This is a genomic window from Cognatilysobacter xinjiangensis, from assembly GCF_014651995.1.
Taxonomy (GTDB): Bacteria; Pseudomonadota; Gammaproteobacteria; order Xanthomonadales; family Xanthomonadaceae; genus Cognatilysobacter; species Cognatilysobacter xinjiangensis.
Window position 1 is genome coordinate 24,364 of the sequence record NZ_BMXY01000005.1, and the last position, 20,966, is coordinate 45,329.

The following is a 20,966-nucleotide window of genomic DNA, read 5'->3' on the forward strand; positions in this document are numbered from 1 at the left end:
GATCAGGCGGTGTAACCGAGCCGCTCGGCGACCGGGCCGAGCACCGCGAAGGCCTCGCCGAGCACGCCGTCGAAGCGGCGCCAGTGGCCGGCCGGCAGGCGCACCGGGCCGTAGGCCTGCGGCGGCGCGATCGGCACCTGCAGCGCGAGCGCGTCGGCCAGCGCCTGGGCGATGGCGCGCGGGTCCTGCGCGATGTCGTCCATGCGGATGCTGCGGAACGGGATCACCTCGCCGGCCTCGATGTCGGCGACCTGCTCGAGCTGCGTGGCCAGCCAACGCGCGGCTTCGACGGTGTCCTCGAGGCGTAGCGGCATCGGGCTGCCGAACGCGATCCAGTCCAGCAGCATGTCGCGCGGATCGCGCAGGGCGATCAGCAGGCCGGCCTCCGGCAGGTGCGGGCGCAGGGCCAGCGCATAGGCGTTGTCCCAGAACGGCAGCCAGTCGAACACCACCTGCGGGTGCGCGCCGCGGCCGGCGAGCGCGGCGCGCCACTGGCCGACCATGTAGGCACCGTCGAGGCTGCCGTCGACCAGCGCCTGCGGCGTGTCGGGGCGCTGGAACGGGTCGGCCGGCGTCTCGGGGCCGATGCGGTCCTGCAGCAGCGGGCCGCCGCCGACTTCCAGCGTGCGCGCGAGGCGCTCGACCAGCGAGCCCGGCGCGCCCCACAGCAGCACGGTGATCGGCGCGCCCTCGGGCCGCGGCGCGAGTTCCGGCCACGGGCCCTTGAAGCCGCTGGCGGGCGGCGGCGGCAGGCGCTGCGAGGCGACCTCGGCATGCAGCGAGAGCCAGGTCGACACGGCCTCTTCGGTGCGATCGGCGCGGTCCAGCGCGAAGCCCAGCAGCTGGCGCAGCGCGATCGCGATGCCCGGGTCCTGCACGCGCTCGAGGATCGAGCGCAGGCGCGTCACCGCGGCCTGCGGCTCACGCTCCATCAGCCCGTTGACCAGGCGCATCTCGGCCATGGTGTGGCCGGGCTGCAGCTCGACGATGCGCTGCGCGACGGCCTCGGCGGCCTCGCCCTCGCCCGCCGCGTCCAGCGCGGTGAGGCGGGCGACCAGCGCCGGCACGTGGTCGGGCATGGCGACCAGCCAGCGGTCGATGACCGCGCGGGCCTCGTCGCCGGCGAAGGTTTCAACACCGAGGCGCGCGAGCCACAGGTCGTTGACCTGCGGATGCGTGGCGAGCGCGGCGTCGAGCGTGCTGCGCGCGTCGTCGCGGTCGTCGCGCTGCTGCCAGGCGGCGAGCAGCGCGGAGATCGCGCGGCGGTCGCCCGGCATCATCGCGAGCGCGTGCTTCAGGCGCGGCACGGCGCTGTCGACGCGACCTGCGAGCAGCTCGAACTCGCCGGCGAGGCGATGCAGCGCGGGGCCGGCGGCCGGGTCGTCGAGGTGCGGGATCAGCTCGTCGGCGGCCTGGTCGGGTCGGCCCTGCTGGCGGACGATGTCGGCCACCAGCGCGCGCAGCGAGAGGTTGCCCGGGGTGGTCTGCAGCACCCCGCGGAAGGCCTGCTCGGCGAACGCGAGATGGCCCTTGGCGAGGTAGGCGAAGCCCAGCGCGTTGCGCAGCAGCGGCTCGTCGGGCGCGAAGGTGCTGGCCTTGGACAGCAGCTCCAGCGCGTGGTCGGGGCGGCCGCGGCGCAACGCCAGCATGCCCTCGACGGCGCCGACGTGCGGGTGCTCCGGCGCGATGCGCGCGGCGGTGCGCACCAGGCGCTCGGCCTCGTCGAGCTCGCCGCGGGCCAGCGCCAGCTGGGCCTGGATGATGTAGGCCGGGAACTGGTTCGGATCGAGGCCGATCGAGCGCGCGAGGGCGCCTTCGGCGCGGTCGAGGTCGCGCGCCTGCAGCAGCAGGCCGGCGCGTTCGAGGTGCAGGTCGGCGTCCTCGGGCGCGCGTTCGAGCGCACCGTCGAGCGTGGCCAGCGCCGCGTCGGTATCGCCGGCCAGGCGCTGCGCGGCGGCCAGCAGGCGCAACGCACGGATGTCGTCGGGCTGGCTGTCGACCAGGGTCTGGGCGGCGGGCAGCGCCTCGTCGGCGGCGCCCCGGCGGAGCGCGTCGAGGACGGTGTCGTACATGGGATTTCCGGTAGGAGCCGAAGCGAATCCCCGATTGTAGGGGCGCTACGCGGGCTCCGGCGCGTCCAGCACGCGCGCGACCCAACGCTCGCCCCAGCCGTCGAGGCGCGCATCGAGCAGGAAGCCGCAGTGCCCGCCGTGGCGGGTGATGGTCAGCCGCGTCCCCGGCGCGCGTTCGAGGCGCTCGAAGTCCTCGACCGGGATGACCGGATCGTCGGCCGCGGTAAGGATCTCGGCCGGCACCTGCAACGCGGCGAGGCGCTGGCCCGCCAGTGTGTAGCCGGCGAAGTAGTTTTCCAGCGTGCCGAATTCGGTGTGCCGCTCGACCAGCCACTGCGTGAGCGGCGCCAGGCGCTGGCGCAGCGTGCGGTCGTCGAGGTGCAAGAGATGCGGAAACAGCTCGCGCTTGCGCATCAGCGAGGCGCGCCACTTGTGCTCGAAATAGCGCCGGTACAGGCCGAGGCCGCGATCCATCGCGCGCATGGTGCGCGCCGGGTCGAGTACCGGGCAGACCGCGGCGATGCGCTCGAGCGCCAGGCCGGCCGCGGGCGCGCGCAGGCCGAGGCGCAGCGCGAAGTTGCCGCCCAGCGAATAGCCGGCGACGACCATCCGCGGTGCCGGGAACCGGCGCGTGACTTCCACCGCCGCGCGCACCACTTCGTCGATGCGGTTGGAGTGGAAGATCTGCTCGTTGAGGTGATGGCTGTCGCCGTGGTCGCGGAAATTCAGCCGGAACGTCGACCAGCCGCGCGCGAGCAGCTCGCCGGCGGTGAGCCGCATGTAGTTCGAGTCGACGCTGCCTTCCCAGCCGTGCAGCAGCAGCGCGAGTCCTTTCGACGCGCCGTTGGCCGGCGCGTCGTGCACGCCGGACAGGCGTACGCCGTCGCCCGCGTCGATGACGTGCGCCGTGCAGTGCGAACCCTGTGCGGCCAGGCGCCGCTCGCCGAGGCGGCGGCGCAGCGGGCTGGAGCCAAGAATCGTCTGGAGGTTCGGATCGCGCAGCCACCACGGCGGCGCGAAGTCGGCGGGGCGCATCGCCGCTCAGCCCATCGCGTCGACGATGCGTCGGCGCGCGAGCTCGGCGATACGGCGCCGGCCCTCTTCGCGGCCGGCGGGAATCGGCTCGAGGAAATGCACGGTCGCGGTGCGCGCCGGCTCGCCGAGCAGGCGCACGAAGTTGGCGGCGAAACTCTCGCGCCGGCCGAAGGCCACGACCTGCTGCGCCGCGCCGTGCTCGCCGTAGATCAATGCGACCGGCTGCACCGGCACGCCGGCACCGACCGCCGCGGTGAAGATGCGCGCGTGGAACGGGCCGATCTCGGTGCCGCCGCGCGTGCCGCCCTCGGGGAACACGCCGACCGCCTCGCCCTGCTGCAGCCGGCGCACCATCTCGCCGAGCACGCCGCCGAGCGATTCGGTGCTGCCGCGGCGGTGGAAGATGGTCTGCCCGCGCGCGGCGAGCCAGCCCACCAGCGGCCAGCGCGAGATCTCGTCCTTGGCCACGAAACCCATCATGCGCTGGCTGTGCAGCATCGAGATGTCGACCCAGCCGACGTGGTTGGCGACGAACATCACCGCGCCCGGCAACGGCACGCCTTCGCGGCGCAGGCGGAAGCCGAACACGCGCATCAGGCCGGCCTGCCAGGCGCGGATGACGCGGTGCTGGAACGGCTCGTCGCCCCAGCGCCAGCCGCGGGTGAAGGGCAGCAACAGCAGCAGGGTCAGCGGCAGGTGCACCAGCGCGTGCCAGAGCAGCATCGGCACGCGGACCAGGTAGCGCGGCAGGCGCAGCAAGGCGGCGCCCGGCGCGGCCGCGCCTGCGGGGGAAGTGGGCGCGTTCATCGGCGCAAGCGTACCGGAGGCGTGGTGGCGACGGGAGCGATCAGCGCGCCGCGCGCGCGACCACCGCGAGCGTGAGCCGCGAGATGCACACCAGCCTGCCGCGTGCGTCCTCGATGCGGATTTCCCAGACGTGCGTGCCGGCGCCCACGTGCAGCGCACGCGCGGTGCCGGTGACCACGCCCTCGCGCGCACCGCGCACGTGGTTGGCGTTGATCTCGATGCCCACGCAGATGCGGTCCTCGGGCACGCAGAGGTTTCCGGCGGTGGAGCCGAGCGTCTCCGCCAGCAGCACCGAGGCGCCGCCGTGCAGCAGGCCGTAGGGCTGTCTGGTGCGCGCGTCGACGGGCATGGTCGCGCGCAGGAAGTCGGGGCCGATCTCGGTGAATTCGATGCCGAGCGCGACGATCGCGGTATCGCGCGAGAGCGCGTTGAGCCGGTCGATCGTGGTGGCGGTGCGGAAGGGCGAAGCGGGCGTGTCGGTCATCCGCGAAAGGTTACCTGCCCGGCGGGCCCGATCAGGGATCGCGCTCCGTTCCGCAGCGTCGCATCGATGCTGCATGACGCAGCGGACGCCGACGGATCGCGCCGGCCTTCGCGGCCGGCGGTCCCGGGTCCGCGCCCCGCGTCACCGCCGTCGATTCCCGCTGGGAATCCTCGAACCCGACGCCGGAATCCGGTCGGCCCTTTCGGGCGACGGCGTCGACGGACGTCTGCATCGGCGGTGACGGGACTGCGCGGCAGCCCGGGAAGCGGTGCGTGGATCAGGCGACGCGGAAACGGGCACCGCCGGTGTTGCTGGTGTAGCCACGCGGGGCGGCGTAACCGCTGCTGCGGCCGTAGCCGACGCCGAAGTCGCGCTCGCGGGAGCGGTTGGACGGGTTGACGAAGGGCACGACGCGGGCGGCGGCGTTGACGGGGGCCGGGGTGCGGACGGTGGCGGCGAAGTCGGTGGTCATGGCGGCTGTCTCGGTGGGTTAGTGAATCGGTGTGTTGGTAAAGTACAACACCGATTCGGACGCGCCAATGGGTCGGAAGTCATGGGGCCCCGATAGACGTTGCCCGGCCGACGAACGGTAGGCACAGCAGGGGTTCGCGACTGCCGTGCGGCGTATCCGCGTCGCCGGCTCATGTCGATGTATGGACGGTGGCCCGCTCCCGTTGCCGGCGTATTGCGTCCGCCATTCTGATTCGATATATCTAAATCACTCTATTGCGATATATCTTGAACATGCCGCGGTATCACCACTACGACGACGCGCCCCATAGCGCCCACATCCCGACGTCCTGCGGCCCGTGCGGCGGAATCCACTGGGCCGGCCCGCATCGCGGCGGCCCGCACGAGCACGGCCACGACCATCCGCATGGCGGACGCCGCGGCGGCCACGGCGGTCCGGGCGGGCGCGGCCGGCGCCTCTTCGGCCACGGCGACATGAAGCTGCTCCTGCTCACGCTGATCGAGCCGCAGCCGCGCCACGGCTACGAGCTGATCCGCCTGATCGAGGAGCTCTTCCATGGCGAGTACTCGCCCAGCCCCGGCGTCGTGTATCCGGGTCTCTCGTTGCTGGAGGACCTGGGCCACGTCGCTGTCGAGCGCATCGATGGCAGCCGCAAGCTGTACGCGATCACCGATGCGGGGCGCGACTTCCTCGCGGCCAACCGCGAGAGCGTCGATGCGGTGCGCAGCCGCGCCGAACACGGTGCACGCATCGCCGCCCGGCGCGCTGTTCCCGACGAGGTCCGTACCGCCATGGGCGCGCTGAAGCAGGCGCTCGCCGACCGCAACGAATGGACCACCGGGGATACCGCACGCGTGGCCGCGATCCTCGCCGACGCCGCCACGCGCATCGCCGACGCCACACCGCCCGAGGACATCGCATGAAGCAGCACCGCTACCGCATCACTGTCGAGCATCTCGCGGACGCCAACGGCGCGCCGGGCACGCAGGCGCCCCTCGTGTTCGAGGCCGGCAACCACGACGAGATCCTCGCCATCGCCGAACGCATCCGCTCACGCGGCCTGTTCGACGAAGGGACCTCCGCCGCGTTCGCCATCGGCCTGAAGCTGTTCGGCGAGGTCATGCTCGAGCACCGCGGCCATCCGCTCTTCGACGAGCTGATGCCCGCGTTCCGCGATTTCATGAAGAAGCTCAAGTCGCCGGACGCCGCGCGCCCCGCGAACGACGCCTGACGCGCTTACAAAATCGGCGCCAGCCCCGCCCCGAACGCGGTGAAGATGCGCGTCAGGAGGCTCTTGAGCCCCAGCGCGACTTCAGGGAAATCGCCGACCGGCTCGTAGCAGTCGCGAAAGCGCGGATCGTCCGGCGGCAACGGCGCCGGGCACTCGGGCGAGGCCCGGAACTCGTAGCTGGTCGCATAGCGACGCGGCCAGAAGTCGAACACCGGCAACTGCTCGGAGGCCTTGCCGACCGAATACGTGAGCCCGGACAGCACGGGCGGCTTGTCGCGCGGCGCGATCACCCAGGAGTTTGCCGGCGCGATGTCGCGGTCGATGCTGGCCGCGAGCTCGCGCGCGAACGCGGGATCGCGGATCACCACCATCGACTCGGTGTTGTAGCGATCGCCGCGCGGATCGAAATTGTGCGTGCCGACCACGCCCACCGCTTCGTCGACGACCAGCGACTTCGCATGCAGGCCCATGCGCAGGCCGGCGCGCTGCAGCGGAACCGGCGAATTGCTGCGACGGCTGCCGAAGGCGAGCGCGGCGAATTCGCGCGCGAGCGGACGCGTTGCCGCACGCGCCGCCTGGCGGGCGCGCTGTCGCGCCTGCGCGCAGTCGATCGCGCTGTTGCGATCGCATTCCACGCGCCTGGACGGGCGCGGCGCCGGCGGCTGGCCGTCGGGCCCGATCGCACCGGTGGTGGCGAGGTCGATCGGCGCGTCCTCGGGAAACGGCTTCATCTCGTAGATGTTGAAGCCGTAGTCGCGCAGGTAGCGGCGCTTGTACTTGTAGGACAGCGCGTAGGCGATGAACGCATCGGTGGAGGCGAGGCTGTTGGTCGACACGATCACGCGCGGCGGCGATTCGCGGCGGCGCAGCTCGCGGAACACCGCGCGCGCCGGCTCCGACAGCACGAGGTACGGCGTCTGCAGCATCACCCGCTCGCGCGCACCGAGGATCAAGTCGCGCAGCGCGCTGCTCGACGGCGAGAGCCGGCCGTCGCGCACGTCCTTGCCGGGCGGATCGGCGACGTAGTCGACATGGCCGACGGGCAGCACGCGGCTGATGAGCCGCTCGCGCACCAGTTGCGGATCGTCGGCCACCGCCTTGGCCGAACGCAGCCGCGCGGGCTGGTCGGGCGTGGCCGCAGGCAGCGCCGGCACGCCTTCGCGCAGCAGCAGGCGGCCGACGTCGCTGAGGTGTTCGACCGGCACGCTGCGCGCGTCGTTCCAGTAGCGCTCGAAGCTGTCGCCCATGTCGCGCGCGGCGGGGCCGGCGACCATCAGGTCGCGGTCGCGGAAGTTGTACTCGGCGTCCCAGTCGTAATAGTCGTCCTGGTAGTTGCGGCCGCCGGTGATGCCGATCGCGCCGTCGATCAGCAGGAGCTTGGTATGCATGCGCTGGTTGAGTGCGCGCCAGCAACAGGCGCCGGCCAGCACGTAGCCGGGATACGTGATGCGCGCACGCCCCAGCACCGGGTTGTAGATGCGGACCTGCAGATTGGCGTGCACGCCGGCGAGCGCGGCCAGCGTCTCCACGCGCTTGAGCGCGGAGAGCTGATCCATCAGCAGGCGCACGCGCACACCGCGGCGCGCGGCGCCGATCAGCTCGTCGAGCACGAAGCGCCCGGCGTCGTCCTCGTCGAAGATGTAGGTCTGCAGGTCGATCGCGGTGGTGGCGCTGCGGATCAGGTCGATGCGCGCGAGCAGCGCGTCGCTGCCGCGGTCGAGCAGCAGCGTGTAATGGCGCGGCTCGCCCGGCGTGGACTCGGCGAAGGCGCGGCCGGCGAGTTCGTGCAGCTCGGACGCGCGCGCGCAGGCGTCGGCGCGGTCGCAATCGGTGTCGATGGGGCGCGCCTGGCCGACGATCGCGTCCACCGCCTGCGTCTGCTGCGGCGACAGGCCCGCGCAGCCGGCGAGGAGGCACAGCGCGAGCGCCAGCACCAGGCGCAGCGCGAGGGACGGCGGATCAGTCGGCGAAACGGACATTCAGCAGGAACCGGACGCGGTCGGCCAGCGCCCAGCGCCAGCCATCGAGGCCGTAATCATCGCGGCTGACACGGCCGGTGGCGAGGATCGGGCAGTCGTGGCCGGCACGCTCGCAGGCGGCGGGCTGCAGCTCGAAGCGCTCGGTGCGCTCGATGCCGCGCATGCGCAGCCGTCCGGCGAGCGTGCCGCCGTGGTGCACCAGCTCCGGCGCGAACGGCTCGGAGACGAACTCGATGACGGGATGACGCTCGGCGTCGAACAGTTGCGGCCCGCGCGCGAGCCGCGTGTAGCGCGTGGACCCGCCGACTTCGAGATCTCGCGTCGACAGCCGCAGGCGCACCTGCCGGTGCCCGTCGGGCAGCGTGTCGACGCGCCCCTCGAACACCGGGAAGCGCCCGCGCACCGACGAGCCGATGCGCGTATGCACGTCGAAGTCGATGCGCGAGCGGGCGACATCGATGACCTGGGCATGGCAGGCGCCGCAGGCGAGCAGCGCGAGGACAAGGGCCGCGACGTGTCCCGTCACGGCCACCAGAACTGGGTGATCGAGGCGACACCCGGCTCCAGCGCGGCGGTCTTCGGCAGCGTGAGTACCACCACGCCCGCCGGCGGCATGCCGCGGTAGTCGCCGGTCTGCCCGCTCTCCATCAGCGCGGCGAGCTGCTCGAGCCCCGGGTTGTGGCCGACCAGCATCACCCGGCCGATGTCGCGGTAGCGGTCGGCGACGTCGATCAGTACGCCCGGCGTGGCCTCGTAGATCGCGTCCTCGGTGCACATGTCGATGTAGCCGGTGACGCGCATCACGCCTTCGGCGGTCTCGCGTGCGCGCTGGGCAGGCGAGCAGATCACGCAGTCGGGCTTGAGGTCGTTGTCGACCAGCCAGCGCCCCACTGCTTCGGCCGCGGCCTGGCCTTCCACCGAGAGCGGTCGATCGATGTCGGCCTGGCCGGACCGCGGTTCGTCGGCATGGGCATGTCGCAGCAGGATCAGTTGGCGCATGGGGTTCGGGCTCCGGGCAGGCCAGCTTGCGGGCCGGCGGTCAGGACGGGGTGAATGCCGAACCGAGACTACACGCCGGCGCGCCGCCGCGGCCTGCACGTATGATTCGGCCTCCGCCGGCGGGGGACGCGCGGCATGGACGGCCTACATGAGTGAACTGCACGACCTCGTCGCCCTGATCCGCGCGAACACGCCGCTGATCGTGATCGAGACGCGCGACGAGGCCCGCGTGGTCGAGCTGTTCCGCCAGGCATTGATGCACGTCTGGCGCGAGCTGTACCGCTGGTCGATCACCGAAGGCCTGCGCCGGCTCGACTTCGACCGCGAGGACCCGCCGCACATCGCGCCGGACGCCTCCAACACCTTCCAGGCGATGCGCGACGCCGAGCAGCGCGGCATCTACCTGCTGTTCGACATGCATCCCTACCTCGGCTACGCCGGCAGCCAGCGCATGCTGCGCGACCTGGTGCAGCGCCGCGACTGCCAGCCGCACGTGATCGTGCTGATCGGCCATGCGGTCGAGCTGCCGGCGGACATCGAATCGCTCGCCGTGCGCTACCTCCCGCGCCTGCCCGATGCGAACGCGCGCCTGAAGATCGTGCGCGAGGAAGCCGATGCCTACGCGCGCGAGCACGGCGGCAGGCGCGTCACCGTGGACGCCGAGGCCGTGCAGCAGATCGTTCGCAACCTGCGTGGGCTCGATCCGGTCGACGTGCGCCGCATCGCGCGCCACCTGATCTTCCGCGACGGGGCGCTCGGCGCGGACGACCTGCCCGAACTCGCCAAGCTCAAGTTCGGCCTGCTCAACCGCTCCGGCCAGCTGCATTACGAGTACGACGCCGCGCAGATGGACGACGTCGCCGGCGCGCGCCGCCTCAAGCGCTGGATCGAGCAGCGCAAGCCGGTGTTCCTCGCCGCCGAGCCGCCGCCGGGACTGGACCCGCCCAAGGGCATGCTGCTGCTCGGTGTGCAGGGCTGCGGCAAGTCGATGCTGGCCAAGGCCGTCGCCGCGGGCTTCGGCGTGCCGCTGCTGCGGCTGGACTTCGGCACGCTCTACGACAAGTTCCACGGCGAGACCGAGAAGAACCTGCGCATGGCGCTGGAGTCGGTCGAACAGCTCGAGCCGTGCGTGCTGTGGATCGACGAGATCGAGAAAGGCGTGTCCACCGACGAGGGCGGCGGCGACGGCGGCGTCTCGCGCCGCGTGCTCGGCTACCTGCTCACCTGGATGGCGGAGCGCCGCTCGCGCGTGTTCCTCGTCGCCACCGCCAACCAGATCGACGCGTTGCCGCCCGAGCTGCTGCGCAAGGGTCGTTTCGACGAGATCTTCTTCGTCGACCTGCCCGATGCGGCGACGCGCGAGCAGCTCTTCCGCGTGCACATGGGCAAGCGCGGGCTGCAGCCGGCCATGTTCGACATTGCCGCGCTGGCAGCGGCGAGCGAGGGCTTCTCGGGTGCGGAGATCGAACAGGCGATCGTCGCCGGCCTGTACGCCGCTCACGCCGCCGGCGCGCCGCTGTCGGACTTCACCCTGCGCGCCGAACTGCGCAATACCCGCCCGCTGTCGGTGGTGATGGGCGAGCGCGTGGAAGCGCTGCGCGCCTGGGCACAGGGACGCACGGTCCCGGCGGACTGAGTCGGACAAATCCGACGCCGCGCGCCCGCGATGGCCGACGGCGTGGCCGCGACGCGCGTCGCAGACTGCGCGGCATCCTCAATGCCGGGCCGCGCCATGCAACGCGTCGTGATCGAACCCGTCGAGGACGGTTGGGTGCTGCGCCGTCCGGACGGTCACAGGGAATGGATCGACAGTCGCGACTGGGCCGAGCGTGCGGCCGAGAGCGTGGCGCACGAGTTCCATGCGCGGTCGGGGCGTACGACGTGCGCGTTGGTCGCGAACGCCGCCGGCCACGTCGAGTTCGCGCGCTTCGGCTGACTCAGTCCGGCTGCCAGCCGGTACCGGAGACGTAGCGATAGACGGCGGCCGCGGCCTGCGCGAATGCGCCGCGCGTCGCGTCCCAGCGCCAGGTCTGCACCTCCAGCCGTGATTCGCCGATGCGCAGCACGTTGAACGCGTTCTCCTCGTCGCGCTCGCGCGTGGAGGTGGCGGTGCCCGCCTGCACGACGAGGGCATTGAAGCCTTCGATGCGATAGCGATGGGCTGTGCCGCCGACGTTGCTGCGATGCAGGTGGCCGGACAGGAACACGTCCACCTCGGCCTTCGCGAACGCCGCCATCGCCATCGGCCCGCGGCCGAGCAGGTCGGCTTCGTTGCCGCCTTCGGGCACGTCGAACGGATGGTGGGTGACCACGATGCGGGTGACGTGTTCCGGCAGGCCGTGGAAGCGCCGCTCGATCGCGCGCACCTGGCGCACGTTGATGCGTCCGCCCTTGAAGGTGAGCGAGCGCGCGGTGTTGACGCCCACCACCGCGATCTCGTCGTCGACGTAGCTCGGCATCTCGTCACCGGTGACGTAGCGTCGGAAGCGCCGCAGCGGCGACAGGAAGCGGCGCGCGACGTCGTACAGCGGCACGTCGTGGTTGCCGGGCACCACGACCTGCGGGCCCGGCAGCGTGCGCAGGTAATCCGCCGCCTCGGCGAACTGCGCGCGGCGTGCGCGCTGCGTGAGGTCGCCGGACACCACCAGTACGTCCGGATTCGCGGCGACGATCGCCTCGCGCAGCGGTTCCAGCAGCGCGGGATCGACGCGGCCGAAATGCAGGTCGGAAACGTGTACGACGGTGCGCATCAGGCCGTCTCCGCGGGCGCGGCATACACCCGCAGCGCGCCCGGCCGCACGCGGAACAGCACCGGCGTGTCGACGGTATCGACCTCTCCGTCGCGCGCCAGCCGCGTCCGCGCGTGATGCGACTCGACCAGCAGCGACGTGGCGTGGATGGCGTCGAGGTCGCGGCCGCCGGACAGGCGCCCGACGAGCGCGCGCAGCGCGAGGCCGATCAGGCCCCAGGCGCCGTAGGGCCGCAGCACGTAGGCGGCGAGCTCGCCGTCCTGCAGCGAGTGGCGTGCACCCGCATGCGGGCCTTGCACGATGTAGTCGTTGTTGCCGACGAACACGAACGGCGTGCGTCGGCGCAGCTCCTTGCCGTCGACGTGCAGCACCGCCGAGAACGTGTGCGGGTGGCGCAGAACCGACAGGCTCGCGCGCAGCATCGCGCGCCATTTGCCCAGGCGCTGGTGGTGCTGCAGGCGCTCGCGCTTTTCCACCATCTGCGCGTACAGGCCCAGGCTGGCGTTGTTGAGGAACAGGCGTCCGTTGACGTCGCCGACGTCCACCGTGCGCACGTGTCCACGTGCGATCAGGCCCGCGGCAGCGTCGAGGTCGTCGGGCAGGCCGAGGTCGCGCGCGAAATGGTTGAGCGTGCCGACCGGCAGCACGCCGAGCACCACGTCCTCGCGATCGACCGCGTGCGCGGCGACGGCATTGATGGTGCCGTCGCCGCCGGCGGCCACCAGCGTGCGCGCGCCCGCGTCGAGAACGCGCTTCACCGCCGCGTCGATGCCGTCGCCGGCAACGCGGTGCACCTCGGCGTCGAGGCCGTGCCGGGCGAAGGCTTCGCGCACCGCTTCGGCGCGCAGGTCCTGCCCCGCGCGCGAGCCGGTGTTGACGATCACCGGCACGGGTGCGGTGGACGCTGGAACGCTCATGGCCCCGCATGCTGCGGCCGCTGTCGTGCAGGAGCCGTGCAGCGGCCGTGCGGTGCCGCGCGTGATTCAGGTGGTGGCCATGCGGCGACGGCGAACACCGTGGCGCGCCGGCCAGCGCATGGACCGGCGCTCGCGTGACGCCTGCCCGTGAGCCGGGGTCTCCCCCCGCTCGCAACGCGCGATGGCGGCGCCGATGCGGGGTCACCGCATCGGTCGATGTCGCCGCGCGGTGCTTACGGCCAGCTCGGCGGGTTCGCCGCCCAGGCGGCCTGCACCTCGGCCAGCGTCGCGCGTTCGTCCTCGCGCCACTGCGGCAGCAGCTGGGCGAAGCGCGACGTCGTCGACCACTGCGTCGGCTCGCTGCGAACCGCCGCGGCGTACCAGCGCACGGCCTCGTCGCGGCGGTCGAGCTTCCACAGCGCGATCGCCAGCGTCTGCGGCAGCCACGACGAATTGATCCCGCGCCCGCCCAGCTCCGACCACTGGCGCAGCGCACCCTCGGCGTCGCCCGCGCGGTAGAGGTCCCAGCCGTAGTTCCACTTCACCGGGCGCCACAGGCCGTTGTTGATGTCCATGCGCGCCAGCGCACGGGCGTAGAGGTCGCGGCCGAGGTCGTTGCGGCCCGACTGCATCGCGTAGTGCGCCAACTGCGCCGACTCCAGCGTGCTGTCGGGATTGCGCTCGATCGCGCGCATCAGGCGGTCGATGCCGGTCTGGCTGCGGTCTTTCAGCTCCAGCACCGGGCGCTGCGAGAGCGCGTCGGCATCGAAATAGAACTCGACCTGGCGCGGCAGGTCGTTGGACTGCGCGGACACGGCGCCGGCGGTCGCGAGCAGCAGCGCGGCCAGGAGGGTACGGGTCTTGATCACGGGTGACGGCCTTTCTTGTTCCGGAACGAAGCGGCGCGGCCCGGGGCCGCGCGCGGCGATTCTCAAGCAAGAGCGGTGCCAGCGTCCGCGACGGCGGTCCGACCATACGTGCGCGCACGGAGTGGGACGGGCGCCACTGCTAGAATCCGCGCCCTCGTCCGGTGCCGATCGCGCTTTTCCGCGCCCTGCCGGACGGCCTCCCTTCCCGACGACCCCGCGGCCCTCAGGCCGCGCCGGAGCCGCCTGCATGACCAGCACCGCCGAACTCTCGTCGCCCGCCTCGGCCGACACGGGCCTTACGCGTTCGATCGCCGACCCCGACTACACGCTCGACCACAAGTACAGCCGCGTGGACGGGCGCATCTATCTGTCCGGCGTGCAGGCCCTCGTGCGCCTGCCGCTCATGCAGCGCCTGCGCGACCAGGCTGCGGGCCTCAACACCGGCGGCTTCGTTTCCGGCTACCGCGGCTCGCCGCTGGGCGGCTTCGACCTCGAGCTGTGGCGCGCGAAGAAGCACCTCGAAGGCGCCGGCGTGAAGTTCACCCCGGGCCTCAACGAGGACCTCGGCGCGACCATGGTCTGGGGCACCCAGCAGACCGGCCTGTTCCCGGGCGCGACCGTCGATGGCGTGTTCGGCATGTGGTACGGCAAGGGCCCCGGCGTCGACCGCTGCGGCGACGTGTTCAAGCACGCCAACGCCGCCGGCACCGCGAAGCACGGCGGCGTGCTCGCGCTGGCAGCAGATGACCATGCGTGTCGCTCTTCGACCCTACCGCACGGCTCCGAGCACGAATTCGTCAGTGCGCTGATGCCGGTGCTGAACCCGGCCGGCGTGCAGGACATCCTCGACATGGGCCTCGTGGGCTGGGCGATGAGCCGCTACACGGGCCGCTGGGTCGGCTTCAAGACCATCGCCGAGACGGTGGAGTCGTCGGCGTCGGTTGACGCCAATCCGCTGGCGCTGAACATCGTCACGCCCGACGACTTCGAGATGCCGGTGGGCGGCCTGAACATCCGCTGGCCCGATCCGCCGCTGGAGCAGGAAATGCGCCTGCACCAGTACGCGGTGAAGGCGGCGCAGGCGTTCGCGCGCGCGAACCGCCTCGATCGCGTGGTCATCGATTCGCCCGATGCGCGCCTGGGCATCATCACCACCGGCAAGTCGTATCTCGACGTGCTGCAGGCGCTGGAATACCTCGGCCTCGACGAGCGCGCCTGCACGGATCTCGGCATCCGCGTCTACAAGGTCGGCATGACGTGGCCGCTGGAGCCGGTCGGCCTGCGTGCGTTCGCGCGCGGCCTGAGCGACGTGCTGGTGGTCGAGGAGAAGCTGTCCTTCATCGAGAGCCAGATGAAGGAGCAGATGTTCAACTGGGCCGAGCGCCCGTCCGTGGTCGGCAAGTACGACGAGAGCGGCGAGTGGATCCTGCCGTCGACGTCGGAACTCACGCCGGCGCGTATCGCGCGCGTGATCGCGCAGCGCATACAGCGTTTCCACGACTCGTCGCACATCCGCGACGTGCTGGCGTGGATGGAGCAGAAGGAGTCCGAGCTCGCCCTGCCGCGCGCTGCGTTCCCGCGCGTGCCGCACTACTGCTCGGGCTGCCCGCACAACACCTCGACGGTGGTGCCGGAGGGCTCGCGCGCGATGGCGGGCATCGGCTGCCATTACATGGTCACGTGGATGGATCGGAACACCGACACGTTCACGCACATGGGCGGCGAAGGCGTGACGTGGGCGGGCCAGGCCGCGTTCACCGACACGCCGCACGTGTTCCAGAACCTCGGCGACGGCACCTACTTCCACTCGGGTTCGCTGGCGATCCGCCAGTCGATCGCCGCCGGCGTCAACATCACCTACAAGATCCTCTACAACGACGCGGTCGCGATGACCGGCGGCCAGCCGGTCGACGGCACGCTGTCGGTGCCGCAGATCGCGCACCAGGTGCGGTCGGAAGGCGTGCAGACCATCGTGCTGCTGTCCGACGACATCGAGAAGTGGAGCGACCACTCGATCTTCCCCGCGGGCGTCGAATTCCTCGACCGCCGCGAGCTCGACAACGTCCAGAAGCGCCTGCGCGAGATCCCGGGCGTGACCGTGCTGATCTACGACCAGACCTGCGCGACGGAGAAGCGTCGCCGCCGCAAGCGCGGGAAGATGGTCGACCCGGCCAAGCGCGTGGTCGTGAACTCGCTGGTCTGCGAAGGCTGCGGCGACTGCGGCAAGAAGTCGTTCTGCGTGTCGGTGCTGCCGAAGGAAACCGAGTTCGGCCGCAAGCGCGAGATCGACCAGAGCAACTGCAACAAGGACTTCAGCTGCGTGGAGGGCTTCTGCCCGAGCTTCGTGACCGTTGAAGGCGGCACGCTGCGCAAGAAGAAGGGCTCGGCCAGTGCGAAGGATCGCCTCAGCGACCTGCCGATGCCGCAGCTGCCGGCGCTCGACAAGCCCTGGAACATCCTGATCACCGGCGTCGGCGGCACCGGCGTCGTGACCATCGGCGCGCTGCTCGGCATGGCCGGCCATCTCGAAGGCAAGGGCGCGTCGGTGCTCGACCAGACCGGCCTCGCGCAGAAGGGCGGCGCCGTCACCACGCATATCCGCATCGCGAACAAACCCGCCGACATCCATGCGGTGCGCATCGCCGCGGGCGAAGCGGACCTCGTGCTCGGCTGTGACATGGTCGTGGTCAACGACTACTGGGCGCTGTCGAAGGTGCGCTCGGGCCGCACGCAGGTCGTGCTCAACAGCTACGAGGCGATGCCCGGCACGTTCACCACGCGCCCGGACATGGACTTCCCGGCCGCCGACATCGTCGACGCCGTGCGCCGTGCGCTCGACGGCGGCGAACCGCACGTGGTCGACGCCACGCAGCTCGCCACCGCGCTGCTCGGCGACGCGATCGCGACCAACCTCTTCATGCTCGGCTATGCCTGGCAGCAGGGCCTGGTGCCGGTGTCGTTCGACGCGCTGATGCGCGCGGTCGAACTCAACGGCGCGGCGGTCGAGATGAACAAGACCGCGTTCGCATGGGGCCGTTTCGCGGCGATCGATCCGGCCGCCGTCGCCGAGGCCGCGGGCCTGACGACGAATCGCCGCACGCAGGCCGAAGCCACGCCGCATGCGCTGCCGATGCTGCCGCCCGCGCAGTGGGAAGGCCACGAGGCCGGCGGCCCGAGCATCCCGCGCGCGATGCCGGTGCACGACGACCTGCGCCACGTGCCGTCGCACGGCGACGACAACGTCATCGCGATGCCGCTCGACGACGCGCGCCTGTCGCGCTCGCTGGACGAGGTGATCGCGCGTCGCGTGAAGTTCCTCACCGAGTACCAGAACGCGACGTATGCGAAGCGCTATGCCGACTTCGTGGCGAAGGTGCGCGCCGCCGAAGAAGCGAAGGCGCCGGGCAGCACGGATCTGACCGAAGCCGTCGCGCGCTATGCGTTCAAGCTGATGGCCTACAAGGACGAATACGAAGTCGCGCGCCTGTACACCAGCGGCGAATTCGAGCGTCGCGTGCGCGAGCAGTTCGACGGCGACTTCAAGCTGCGCTTCCACCTCGCGCCGCCGATGCTGTCGAAGAAGGACGCGCAGGGTCGCGGCGTCAAGAAGGCCTACGGTCCGTGGGTGTTCACCGCGTTCAAGCTGCTCGCGAGGATGCGCGGCCTGCGCGGCACCGCGTTCGACGTGTTCGGCAAGACGCACGAGCGCCGCATGGAGCGCCAGCTGATCGCCGACTACGTGCGCACGGTCGAAGGCCTGCTGGCAAAGCTCGACGCCGGCAACGTGGATCTGGCCGCGCAGATCGCTTCGATCCCGGAACACATCCGCGGCTACGGGCACGTCAAGGAAGCGCACCTCGAGAAGGCCAAGGCACGCGAGGCCGAGCTGCTGCGCGAATGGGACAACCCGCTGCGCCTGGTGCGGGTGGCCTGAGCCCACCGCATCGTCGACGAAGCCCCGCTCCGGCGGGGCTTCGTCGTTTCCGGCAACCCCATGCCGCCGCCCCGTGCGTTGGACGCTGCGACGCCCACGAACGGATACCGCCATGGACCGACCCTTCCGCAGTTTCGCCAGCGCCGCGGCGCTGGCGCTCGCCCTGCTCGCCGCACCCCGGCTGCCGGCTGCCAGCCTCGCGCCCTTCCGCAGCGAGGCCGAGCTCGCGCGCGCGCTGGACGCTTGGCAGGCCCGGCACCAGCGCGAGCCCGCCCGCCGGCATCGCGCGGTGTATGGCGCTCCCCCGCCCGCGCCGCCCGCGCCCAGTGCGGCCGCGCCGCAGATGGCCTTCGCCGAATCCGTGCAGGTCACCGGCAGCCGCCTGGCGGACGCCGAGAGCATCACCAACAATCAGGTGCAGGGCGTCGACGAGGGCGACATCGTCAAGCGTGCCGGCGACCATCTGATCGTGCTGCGCCGCGGCCGCCTGTTCACCGTGCGCATCGGTGGCGACCGCCTGCAGGCCGTCTCCGCGGCCGACGCGTTCGGTCCCGGCATCGATCCGGCCGGCACCTGGTACGACGAGATGCTGGTGAGCGAGGACACGGTCGCGGTGATCGGCTACAGCTACGCGCGCGGCGGCACCGAGGTCGGCCTGTTCGACCTCGACGCACGCGGCGGCCTGCGCCATCGCGCCACGTACCAGCTGCGCAGCGGCGATTACTACTCGGCGCGCAACTACGCGAGCCGGCTGATCGGCCGCAAGCTGGTGTTCTACTCGCCGCTCGCACTCACCCCGTGGTCGCCCTGGCGCGAGCGCCTGCCCGCCTACCGCCACTGGGCGGGCGACGGCGACGCCACGTTCCGCCGCATGCTGCCGGCGCGGCGCATCTACCGCGGCATCGACGACATCGCCGACGCCGAACTGGTGCTGCACACGGTGTCGGTCTGCGACCTCGGGCGCGCGGCTATGGCCTGCGAGTCCACCGCGGTGATTGGCGGCAGCGGCCGCGTGTTCCATGTCGCCGAGGACGCCGTCTACGTGTGGACCTCCGCCCGGCGCACGACGCGTGGCGCGGCACCCGCGGGCCTGTTCCGGCTGCCGCTCGACGGCACGGCGCCGTCGATGCTGCAGGTGGCCGGCAGCCCGATCGACCAGATGGGCTTCCTGCAGAAGGACGGCTGGCTCAACGTGCTGGTCGCGCGCGATGGCCGCGGCGAGGGCATGTGGCGCTCGCAGCGCGGCGGGCGCGATCTCGCGCTGCTGCGCCTGCCGCTGTCGGCCTTCGGCGGGCTGGACGCGCGCGCACGCGACTCGCAGTACCGCGACCTGCCCGGCACGGGCGGCTGGCGGCTGCAGCAACGCTTCATCGGCGACTGGCTGATCTACGGCGGCGACGACGATCGCGCGCGAGTCCATGCCTTGCGCTATGCCTCGACCGCGCCGGTGCAGACGCTCGCGCTGCCGCATGCGCTCGAACGCATCGACGCGCTCGGCGGCGACGGCGTGCTGGTCGGCGATGACGACGGCGACCTCGTGTTCACCGGGCTGCGACTGCGCGGCACGCGTGCCTCACTCGCCGGCGCCTACCGCCAACACGAGGCCTCGCAGGGCGACCACCGCACGCATGGCTTCTTCTATCGGCCGACGACCGCCGACGAAGGCGTACTCGGCCTTCCGATCCTGCATGGCGGCGAGCGGCCCGGTGCGTCGGTGCTGTTCGTGCGCAACCGCGCGCTCGCGCTGTCCCGGCTGGGCACGCTGGACTCGCGTCGAGACGAGGCCGACGACGGCTGCCGTGCGAGTTGCGTGGACTGGTACGGCAATGCCCGTCCGATCTTCATCGGCGGGCGCGTGTTCGCGTTGATGGGCTATGAACTGGTGGAAGGCCGCATCGACGACGGCGTCATGCGCGAGCGGCGGCGGGTCGACTTCGGCCGTTCGCTGCGACGCGACTGAAGGCAGCCGGCCGCGGCCCGCACGTCCGGGCCGCGGCCGTCGCCCTCCCACCGATCAGTTGCCGGCCAGCACCGGCGCGTCGTCGCGCAGCACGGGGGTGGCGACCGGCGTCGCGATAGAGGCCACGCCCGTGTCGGGCATGCCCGGCTCGCGGCCGGTCCACGGATCGACCGGCACGCGCTCGCCCGGATACAGCACCGCCTGGCTCGCATTCGTCTCGTCGGCGACGATCACCATGCCGCCGCGCTCGGTCACCTCGAACAGCTTGGCGGCGAATTCGTTCGGCAGCCGCACGCAACCGTGCGAGGCCGGATAGCCCGGGATCTTGCCGCCGTGCAGCGCGATGCCGTCCCAGGTCAGCCGCTGCATGTAAGGCATCGGCGCGTTGTTGTAGAGGTTGGAACGGTGGTCGCGACGCTTCTCGAGGATCTCGTAGGTGCCCGGCGGCGTGTCGTGGCCCTCGCGCCCGCTGCTGATCGTGGTGCGGCCGATGCGCGTGTCGCCGCGATAGACGTGCGCCATCTGTGCAGGCAGCGACACCACCACCACGATCGGCCCGCTCGACGACGCATCCGGTGTCCACTCGAACTTGCCCGGCGCCAGCGGCGCATCGGTGCCGATGACGGTGTCGGCCGGCGACAGGTCGTCCGCGGCGAAGGCGGGCGCGCCGAGCGTGGCGAACGCGGCCAGCGCGGCAACGGTGAGGAGGCTGCGATGCAGGCGGAAACTGCGGGAGGTCGTCGTCTTCATGGACCCGACGCTAGCGAGCGCCGCATCAGTGCCCGCTTGACCAAGTCGACCGCCGACTAAACAAAACCGCGTGGAACGCCACTGAACAGCGCGATTTCTTGATCGCGCCTGCAGGTCGCCTGCCGGCGCATGAACGGAGCCGCGGCGAGCGGCCTTGTCGCGGCGTCCACGGCGGCGTGATCCACTGCGGACACGTCCCCAACGGAGCAGCGCGATGACGATGTGGCCCGGCTGGTCGAACGAGAACACCCTCGTACTGCCCCTCGACGATGCGCCGCCCGGCGCGCCGCTCGACGTCGACGGGCGCCGTTTCGAGCCCAAGGACGAACTGCACGTCACCCTGGTGGGGCCCAAGCTCGGCGCCGAGCTGCAGCGCGTGCTCGGTGCGCGGCTCGACGCCGCGACGCGCCCGGCCTTCGATGCGCTGGACTGGAGCGTCGAGCGCAGCGGCGAGCGGCTGCTGGTGGAAAAACCGGGAACGACCGACGACGGCGCTCGCGGCACCGTGGCGAGCGTGATCGAACTCGTCGAGATCCCCGCGCTCGACTTCTACTACCGCTGGCTCGGCGACCTGCTCGGCCGGCAGCTCGCGGTGCCGCCCGCGCACGTCACGCTGTACACGCACGGCAAGGCCCGCGGCATCGGCATTCCCGCCGCGCGCCACCTGCGCAGCTGGGGGCGCGGACTGCCTGCGAGCGCCTGACGGC

General features: G+C 71.6%; 19 protein-coding genes. 7 read left to right on the plus strand and 12 right to left on the minus strand.

What is annotated here, in order from left to right; all coding sequences use genetic code 11:
- Positions 1-2 precede the first annotated feature (2 nt).
- The 5 genes from IE066_RS13815 to IE066_RS13835 all read right to left on the minus strand — a co-directional run bounded on the left by IE066_RS13815 (position 3) and on the right by IE066_RS13835 (position 4,870).
- The gene (locus tag IE066_RS13815; RefSeq protein WP_189450950.1) at positions 3-2,072 is read right to left on the minus strand and encodes a tetratricopeptide repeat protein; all 2,070 of its coding nucleotides are present in this window, start codon (positions 2,070-2,072) and stop codon (positions 3-5) included.
- Between the two features lie 45 nt (positions 2,073-2,117).
- Entirely contained in the window at positions 2,118-3,107 is a 990-nt protein-coding gene (locus IE066_RS13820) for a YheT family hydrolase (RefSeq protein WP_189450952.1), read from the minus strand.
- Positions 3,108-3,113: 6 nt separating this feature from the next.
- Positions 3,114-3,914: a lysophospholipid acyltransferase family protein gene (locus IE066_RS13825; protein WP_189450954.1), complete on the minus strand. Its 801-nt coding sequence runs from the start codon at positions 3,912-3,914 to the stop codon at positions 3,114-3,116.
- A 40-nt stretch (positions 3,915-3,954) separates the two neighbouring features.
- Positions 3,955-4,398, minus strand: a complete 444-nt coding sequence (locus tag IE066_RS13830) for a hotdog fold thioesterase (protein ID WP_189450956.1) — start codon at positions 4,396-4,398, stop codon at positions 3,955-3,957.
- A gap of 277 nt (positions 4,399-4,675) precedes the next feature.
- The gene (locus tag IE066_RS13835; RefSeq protein ID WP_189450958.1) at positions 4,676-4,870 is read right to left on the minus strand and encodes a hypothetical protein; all 195 of its coding nucleotides are present in this window, start codon (positions 4,868-4,870) and stop codon (positions 4,676-4,678) included.
- 473 nt (positions 4,871-5,343) lie between these two features.
- Between IE066_RS13835 and IE066_RS13840 the strand changes: the two genes are divergently transcribed.
- On the plus strand, positions 5,344-5,793 hold the full coding sequence (locus IE066_RS13840) for a PadR family transcriptional regulator (protein ID WP_229790829.1): 450 nt from the start codon (positions 5,344-5,346) through the stop codon (positions 5,791-5,793).
- Positions 5,790-6,101, plus strand: a complete 312-nt coding sequence (locus IE066_RS13845; RefSeq protein ID WP_189450960.1) for a DUF3861 domain-containing protein — start codon at positions 5,790-5,792, stop codon at positions 6,099-6,101. The genes IE066_RS13840 and IE066_RS13845 overlap by 4 nt, the downstream gene beginning before the upstream one ends.
- A gap of 5 nt (positions 6,102-6,106) precedes the next feature.
- On the opposite strand, the gene IE066_RS13850 is transcribed toward IE066_RS13845, so the two are convergent.
- From IE066_RS13850 to IE066_RS13860, 3 genes are read right to left on the minus strand one after another with little or no spacing between them, the layout of a single operon-like run.
- Entirely contained in the window at positions 6,107-8,080 is a 1,974-nt protein-coding gene (locus IE066_RS13850; protein ID WP_189450962.1) for a phospholipase D family protein, read from the minus strand.
- Positions 8,061-8,612, minus strand: coding sequence for a YceI family protein (locus tag IE066_RS13855; protein WP_189450964.1), 552 nt, complete (start codon positions 8,610-8,612; stop codon positions 8,061-8,063). The genes IE066_RS13850 and IE066_RS13855 overlap by 20 nt, the downstream gene beginning before the upstream one ends.
- Positions 8,603-9,079 carry a SixA phosphatase family protein gene (locus tag IE066_RS13860; protein ID WP_189450966.1) on the minus strand — a complete coding sequence of 159 codons (477 nt, stop codon included), beginning with the start codon at positions 9,077-9,079 and terminating at the stop codon, positions 8,603-8,605. Before IE066_RS13860 ends, IE066_RS13855 begins: the two co-directional genes overlap by 10 nt.
- A 148-nt stretch (positions 9,080-9,227) precedes the next feature.
- On the opposite strand from IE066_RS13860, the gene IE066_RS13865 reads away from it, so the two are divergent.
- Positions 9,228-10,715, plus strand: coding sequence for an AAA family ATPase (locus IE066_RS13865; RefSeq protein ID WP_189450968.1), 1,488 nt, complete (start codon positions 9,228-9,230; stop codon positions 10,713-10,715).
- A 108-nt stretch (positions 10,716-10,823) separates the two neighbouring features.
- Positions 10,824-11,015, plus strand: coding sequence for a hypothetical protein (locus IE066_RS13870; RefSeq protein ID WP_189450970.1), 192 nt, complete (start codon positions 10,824-10,826; stop codon positions 11,013-11,015).
- A gap of 1 nt (position 11,016) precedes the next feature.
- Here IE066_RS13870 and IE066_RS13875 read toward each other — a convergent pair whose 3' ends face one another.
- From IE066_RS13875 to IE066_RS13885, 3 genes are all read right to left on the minus strand, one after another.
- Positions 11,017-11,829, minus strand: a complete 813-nt coding sequence (locus tag IE066_RS13875; RefSeq protein WP_189450973.1) for a metallophosphoesterase family protein — start codon at positions 11,827-11,829, stop codon at positions 11,017-11,019.
- A complete protein-coding gene (locus IE066_RS13880; protein WP_189450975.1) occupies positions 11,829-12,746 on the minus strand; it encodes a diacylglycerol/lipid kinase family protein in 918 nt (305 codons plus the stop codon). The genes IE066_RS13875 and IE066_RS13880 overlap by 1 nt, the downstream gene beginning before the upstream one ends.
- A gap of 233 nt (positions 12,747-12,979) precedes the next feature.
- Positions 12,980-13,615, minus strand: a complete 636-nt coding sequence (locus IE066_RS13885; protein WP_189450977.1) for a tetratricopeptide repeat protein — start codon at positions 13,613-13,615, stop codon at positions 12,980-12,982.
- A gap of 247 nt (positions 13,616-13,862) precedes the next feature.
- On the opposite strand from IE066_RS13885, the gene IE066_RS13890 reads away from it, so the two are divergent.
- Together IE066_RS13890 and IE066_RS13895 are read left to right on the plus strand one after the other, a co-directional pair.
- Positions 13,863-17,549 (plus strand): indolepyruvate ferredoxin oxidoreductase family protein, encoded by a 3,687-nt coding sequence (locus IE066_RS13890; RefSeq protein WP_189450978.1) that lies wholly within the window; start codon positions 13,863-13,865, stop codon positions 17,547-17,549.
- A 112-nt stretch (positions 17,550-17,661) separates the two neighbouring features.
- Positions 17,662-19,509: a beta-propeller domain-containing protein gene (locus IE066_RS13895; RefSeq protein WP_189450980.1), complete on the plus strand. Its 1,848-nt coding sequence runs from the start codon at positions 17,662-17,664 to the stop codon at positions 19,507-19,509.
- Positions 19,510-19,563: 54 nt separating this feature from the next.
- Here IE066_RS13895 and IE066_RS13900 read toward each other — a convergent pair whose 3' ends face one another.
- A complete protein-coding gene (locus IE066_RS13900) occupies positions 19,564-20,259 on the minus strand; it encodes a L,D-transpeptidase family protein (RefSeq protein WP_189450982.1) in 696 nt (231 codons plus the stop codon).
- 214 nt (positions 20,260-20,473) lie between these two features.
- Here IE066_RS13900 and IE066_RS13905 point away from each other — a divergent pair, with 214 nt between their 5' ends.
- The gene (locus IE066_RS13905; protein WP_189450985.1) at positions 20,474-20,962 is read left to right on the plus strand and encodes a hypothetical protein; all 489 of its coding nucleotides are present in this window, start codon (positions 20,474-20,476) and stop codon (positions 20,960-20,962) included.
- Positions 20,963-20,966 lie beyond the last annotated feature (4 nt).

Bases quoted from the DNA above. Each gene is read 5' to 3' on its own strand.
- IE066_RS13890 (WP_189450978.1), top strand. From the start codon at position 13,863: ATGACCAGCACCGCCGAACTCTCGTCGCCCGCCTCGGCCGACACGGGC.
- IE066_RS13820 (WP_189450952.1), bottom strand. From the start codon at position 3,107: ATGCGCCCCGCCGACTTCGCGCCGCCGTGGTGGCTGCGCGATCCGAAC.
- IE066_RS13840 (WP_229790829.1), top strand. From the start codon at position 5,344: ATGAAGCTGCTCCTGCTCACGCTGATCGAGCCGCAGCCGCGCCACGGC.
- IE066_RS13860 (WP_189450966.1), bottom strand. From the start codon at position 9,079: ATGCGCCAACTGATCCTGCTGCGACATGCCCATGCCGACGAACCGCGG.
- IE066_RS13830 (WP_189450956.1), bottom strand. From the start codon at position 4,398: ATGACCGACACGCCCGCTTCGCCCTTCCGCACCGCCACCACGATCGAC.
- IE066_RS13815 (WP_189450950.1), bottom strand. From the start codon at position 2,072: ATGTACGACACCGTCCTCGACGCGCTCCGCCGGGGCGCCGCCGACGAG.
- IE066_RS13875 (WP_189450973.1), bottom strand. From the start codon at position 11,829: ATGCGCACCGTCGTACACGTTTCCGACCTGCATTTCGGCCGCGTCGAT.
- IE066_RS13850 (WP_189450962.1), bottom strand. From the start codon at position 8,080: ATGTCCGTTTCGCCGACTGATCCGCCGTCCCTCGCGCTGCGCCTGGTG.
- IE066_RS13880 (WP_189450975.1), bottom strand. From the start codon at position 12,746: ATGAGCGTTCCAGCGTCCACCGCACCCGTGCCGGTGATCGTCAACACC.
- IE066_RS13835 (WP_189450958.1), bottom strand. From the start codon at position 4,870: ATGACCACCGACTTCGCCGCCACCGTCCGCACCCCGGCCCCCGTCAAC.
- IE066_RS13825 (WP_189450954.1), bottom strand. From the start codon at position 3,914: ATGAACGCGCCCACTTCCCCCGCAGGCGCGGCCGCGCCGGGCGCCGCC.
- IE066_RS13845 (WP_189450960.1), top strand. From the start codon at position 5,790: ATGAAGCAGCACCGCTACCGCATCACTGTCGAGCATCTCGCGGACGCC.
- IE066_RS13905 (WP_189450985.1), top strand. From the start codon at position 20,474: ATGACGATGTGGCCCGGCTGGTCGAACGAGAACACCCTCGTACTGCCC.
- IE066_RS13895 (WP_189450980.1), top strand. From the start codon at position 17,662: ATGGACCGACCCTTCCGCAGTTTCGCCAGCGCCGCGGCGCTGGCGCTC.
- IE066_RS13900 (WP_189450982.1), bottom strand. From the start codon at position 20,259: ATGAAGACGACGACCTCCCGCAGTTTCCGCCTGCATCGCAGCCTCCTC.
- IE066_RS13865 (WP_189450968.1), top strand. From the start codon at position 9,228: ATGAGTGAACTGCACGACCTCGTCGCCCTGATCCGCGCGAACACGCCG.